Here is a 4,647-nt window from a genome sequence, read left to right as displayed (position 1 = left end):
CTCCTGATCGAGCCGGCTCATGCGCTCCTCCGCGTCGTCCCGCGACACGGTAGGTCGACTTCAACCGGAGGCGACATCTCGTAAATCTGGCCGTCGCCTTACTCACAGGATCGCGCGTCGCGCTACAGAGGAGCGCATCGGGCTGTTGGTCGACCGCGAGGCGGCCGAGCGCGACACCAAGCGTCTTACCGCCCGGCTCAAGTTCGCGGCGCTGCGCCAGAATGCCTGCATCGAGGACGTCGATTGGCGAACCCCGCGCGGCATTGATCGTGCGGTCTTTGCCCGCTTGATCGCCGGCGAGTGGATTGAGCGTGCGGAGAACCTGCTGATCACAGGGGCTGCCGGCCTGGGCAAGAGCTGGATCGCCTGCGCGCTCGGTCACAAGGCCTGCCGGGATAACCGCTCGGTGCTCTACCACCGTGTGCCTCGGCTGTTCGAGGCGCTGGCGCTCGCGCGCGGCGACGGGCGCTATGGCCGCCTGCTCAAGGCCCTCGGTCGCGTGCAGGTGCTGATCCTCGATTAACGTGCAGTGCGCAGAGATGTGGAGCTAGCACCGCAAGAGCCTGCAACTACGCGATTTTCCCGCGATACCACTCCACATAACTGAGCGTCTATAAGCGGCGCAGCCAGCCTAACATCCCGCCATCATAAGCGATGATCGTCTGATCCTTTGCCGATGACATTACGTCGGGAAAGACTTGTTCGAGCGCTTGCCGCTTCATATCGATATCGGCTCGCGCGTAGCGCATCGTTACGTTCAGCCCCGAGTGGCCGAGCCATTGACTGATGGTGGCAATGTCAACACCCGCCTTGAGAAGGTGGATGGCCGTCGTGTGCCGCAAGGAGTGGGGGTGGATGCTTTTTTCGGCTAGGGTGGATTCCTCCCCCGCAGCCATATCAACATATTTGCGCAGTAAGTATCGAACGCCAAACCGAGTCAGCGGTGTGCCGCGGTCGTTGAGAAAGACCCTTTGCTCGGCGGGATTGTCTGAGGGCGGATGCAGTGTGTTGATCAAATCCTGAAGAAGCTGAGCCGTGCTACGCCAGATCGGGCAAAGACGAACCTTGTTGCCTTTGCCGTGCAGGCGCACCTGACAAGGCGATACCAGACGAAGGTCACAGATGCGAAGATTCAGGATTTCCTGCACTCGTGCACCCGTATTGAACATCAGTGAGAACAGCGCGTAATCCCGCCGTCCTGAAGGAGTGCGACGGTCGATGCGCGCCAGGACGCTCTTTATTTCAGGCTCTTCGAGATATTCGACAGGTGCCACTCGCGCCCCCCTTTTGAAGGGAAGTGTCACTACCAATTGCAGGGTATCCATATATTCGGGATGCTCCGAGATCAGGAACCTCGCAAAGGTATGCATCGCCGCCAGTCTAGCGTTGCGAGTTGCGATGCTGTTGCCACGCTCGACCTCAAGCGACGTGAGAAAGCTACCGATCTTGTCGGCATTGATGTCGGAGACCTCAAGGCTTTCGACGGATCCGTTGGTTTCTGCCGCTGCAAACCGCAGGAACAGGACCATCGTGTCGCGATAGCTCTGGATCGTATGATGGCTCATGCCGCGGAGAGCGGGAAGATATTCTTGAAAGAAGCGCGCCATGCTTCGGCCCAATGCGGTGGAATGATGTTTTTTCATGCCACAGCCTCGCTGACGACGCCGCCGAAAGCCTCTTCAAAGCGGTCGCTGGCGATCGCCCTCAGCTTCGGAAGGAAGTGCAGATAACATGCCGTCGACACGATACTCACATGGCCCATGTAGAGAGCCAGCTTCGGCAAATTCGATTGCACATCGGCGCCCTCCAGGTACCAGCGAATGAGCGCGCCGACGGCAAAGCTATGTCTCAAGTCGTGGATGCGGGGGCGGCGGCCCTCGCTATCCTCAACACCTGCCGTTTCGAACAGAGAATGGATGCCACCGCTGATCCCAGCTCCGGTATAGGCGCGAAGCCCGCCTTCCGTGTTGATGAGTAGAGGCGTGTCGGGATCCCGGCTGAACGGTGGGGCGAGACGTTTTCTTAGGTAGCTGCCCAATTCGGCATGTGCGTCAGGCGACAGCGGCAATATTCTCGATTTGTGGAACTTTGACTCCCGAACCCGCAAGACTCCACGTTCTGGCTCACAGTCTGCCAATGTAAGGCGCAACAATTCGCCGCGACGCATCCCGGTCGTGTACAGCAGAACGACAGCCATCCTATAAACTGCAGGCCGCAGCGGCGAGCCCGACGCGACGGACATATTGTCGGCGGCCGTCAGCATTTTGGCTATTTGCCCAGGCTCCACGATAACGGGACGGCGGTGAGGCTGAGGGCGTGCGAAGTACAAGGGATCGGGAACAAAGCAGCCCGGCTCCTTTCGCCGTCGATAAAGGCAGAACATGCGAACAACCCGCTGGCGATACCGCAGAGTATTGCTTGCCAGATGGGGGAATGTGACACACCACCGATCGAAGCTTGCTCGATCAAGATCCTGTCCGGTGCGGCTGATAAATTCGCGCAAGGACACCAGAACCCTTTCCTCCGGATAATAGCGGCGACCAAGAGCTCGCTGGTGGGCAAGCCATGCCACAATCGGCTGATCCAAGGGGGTCGGAGAGATGGCTGTGAACATTGCCGTTCTCCTTAAAGGCCGGCAATGCCAGGTACGGGCAGAGCCACCGTACGCAGCATGTCCGTCTCAATGCGAAGATAAACACAAGTGCTCTCAAGGCTATGATGGCCGAGCAGGTCACCGATTGTCTTTACCCCAACGCCGCGGCCGAGCAGTCTCATGGCAAACGAATGGCGCAATGCGTATGATGAGACACCATCGAGCGGCAGGCCGCTTTCCCGTGCCCGCTTGGAGAAGATGTCGCATACACCCCAGCTCGTCAGAGGTCCCACAGGGCTACGCACTTTTGGGAACAGAACGTTCGTCACCAAGTCGCGGGGACGCCCCTCTGCGATATATTTGTCGAGGATTTCAAAGGTCTGGTCAGCCAAAGGCAGAACGAGGGTGGAACGAGTCTTGCGCTGCTCTACCCGTAGTGTACGTCGCTTCCAATTGACGGCGTCTAACGTCAGCGCTGCGATCTCAGAAGGTCGCAGACCGTAATAGGCCATGAGGTGGAGGATCGCATGGTCACGGCGGCCGAGATAATCAGTCCTGGCGACCGAAGCGAGCAATTTTTCGATCACCTCCCAACTAAGGGCACGAGGCGGCAATTCTCCACGATAGGTTCTTGGCGTGTCGATGCGCTCTAGCCCTCGCGCAGTCTCACCACGATCGCCGCAAAAGCGCAGGAAGGCGCGCAGATGAGCAACCTTGTGCTGGAGCGTTTGCCGCCGCACCCTACGGCTCAAGGTATGGATGAAGTTTTCGACGTGCTCGGATGTCAGTGTGGAAAGGCCCTGTGACGGTCCATCCGTCAAGGACAGAAAATCCTCGATCGTTCCCAGATGCTGGACAATCGTCGCCGGTGCTAACCCCCTCACGTCTAGAAGGTATTCTCGATATCGCAGCAGCAACTGCTCCACAGGCTCTTGTGGCTTTGTTTCTTCGAGCCGTCCTTCTGCCTTGAGGAAGCGGCGATATGCACGCTCGGTGGAAGCATGGCGCAGAGCGCCAGGAACGAGAGATAACTCTTCTTCCAGTTCGGCTTCGTGCACAGATTGGGCACATTGAAGGGCCTCTGTGGCCTCAAGGATGCTTTTCAATCGGTGGACATGGCGACCTGCGGCAGCAGTCAGATATCCTGCTGCGAGCAACCACCGGGCAAAGAATTCAAGCTCCGCGCCGAAGCGCGAACATTCGTAATCACCAGACGATTTCGGGAATAAAACCTTAAGCATCACGCTCTCCTGTTGAGGTTAGGGGAGCGGTCATCCTAGGCGGACGATGATTCAGTTATGTGGAGTGGTATCGCGGGAAAATCGCGTAGTTGCAGGCTCTTGCGGTGCTAGCTCCACATCTCTGCGCACTGCACGTTAGTCGAGTAATGTGCAGCGCAACATTACTGGATGATTGGGGCTTGTCGGTGCTCACCGGGCCCGAGCGGCGCGATCTCCTGGAAATCCTCGACGACCGCCACGGCCGCTCATCGACCATCGTCACGAGCCAGGTTCCCGTGGAGGCATGGCATGACCTGATTGGGGATCCTACTCTTGGAGACGCAATCTTGGATCGTCTTGTCCACAACGCCCACCGCCTTCAACTCGCCGGAGAAAGCATGAGAAAGCAGAACGTCAGAGCCCGTCCTCTTGACGGCGGCCCAAACTCCTGACTCCATCACCCCATCGGTCGACGCGACCGCTCATGATCGCGTGAAATGCTTGCTCACGATCCCATGAAATGAGCGCTCACCATCGCGTGAAACGGCTGCTCACGATCCGCGAAATCCGCACCTGTTTGCGCATTGGCGCTTTCTGCATGGAAATGGCCGAACATCGGGAGCCGTATGACGCGAGAGTGTCACGTACGGTTCTGGGAGCGCGCGGGGGTGAGATCCCCCCGCGCGACTCGCCAAGTTGTCATCAGCTGTAGCGCGACGCGCGATCCTGTGAGTAAGGCGACGGCCAGATTTACGAGATGTCGCCTCCGGTTGAAGTCGACCTACCGTGTCGCGGGACGACGCGGAGGAGCGCATGAGCCGGCTCGATCAGGAG

3 protein-coding genes and 2 pseudogenes are annotated in these 4,647 nt (G+C 58.7%); 2 read left to right on the top strand and 3 right to left on the bottom strand.

Annotated features, from left to right (window positions below; translation table 11 throughout):
* Nucleotides 1-127: 127 nt before the first annotated feature.
* Nucleotides 128-520: pseudogene (locus FS320_RS38335) on the top strand (ATP-binding protein); the annotation flags it as partial.
* A 91-nt stretch (nucleotides 521-611) separates the two neighbouring features.
* Here the strand turns inward: FS320_RS38335 and FS320_RS38330 are convergent.
* The 3 genes from FS320_RS38330 to FS320_RS38320 are packed head-to-tail and all read right to left on the bottom strand — an operon-like array spanning nucleotide 612 to nucleotide 3,834.
* Entirely contained in the window at nucleotides 612-1,643 is a 1,032-nt protein-coding gene (locus FS320_RS38330; protein WP_152717529.1) for a tyrosine-type recombinase/integrase, read from the bottom strand.
* A complete protein-coding gene (locus FS320_RS38325; protein WP_342211970.1) occupies nucleotides 1,640-2,572 on the bottom strand; it encodes a tyrosine-type recombinase/integrase in 933 nt (310 codons plus the stop codon). The genes FS320_RS38330 and FS320_RS38325 overlap by 4 nt, the downstream gene beginning before the upstream one ends.
* Before the next feature lie 53 nt (nucleotides 2,573-2,625).
* Complete coding sequence (locus tag FS320_RS38320) at nucleotides 2,626-3,834, bottom strand: tyrosine-type recombinase/integrase (protein ID WP_152717525.1); 1,209 nt, start codon at nucleotides 3,832-3,834, stop codon at nucleotides 2,626-2,628.
* A gap of 161 nt (nucleotides 3,835-3,995) precedes the next feature.
* Between FS320_RS38320 and FS320_RS38315 the strand changes: the two are divergent.
* Nucleotides 3,996-4,265 (top strand): annotated as a pseudogene (locus FS320_RS38315) (ATP-binding protein); the annotation flags it as partial.
* Between the last annotated feature and the right edge of the window lie 382 nt (nucleotides 4,266-4,647).

This window comes from Microvirga tunisiensis (assembly GCF_009296175.1).
In the GTDB taxonomy this organism is placed as follows: domain Bacteria; phylum Pseudomonadota; class Alphaproteobacteria; order Rhizobiales; family Beijerinckiaceae; genus Microvirga; species Microvirga tunisiensis.
The sequence above is the reverse complement of the archived record's forward strand: the minus strand, read 5'-3'. Positions and strand labels throughout refer to the sequence as shown.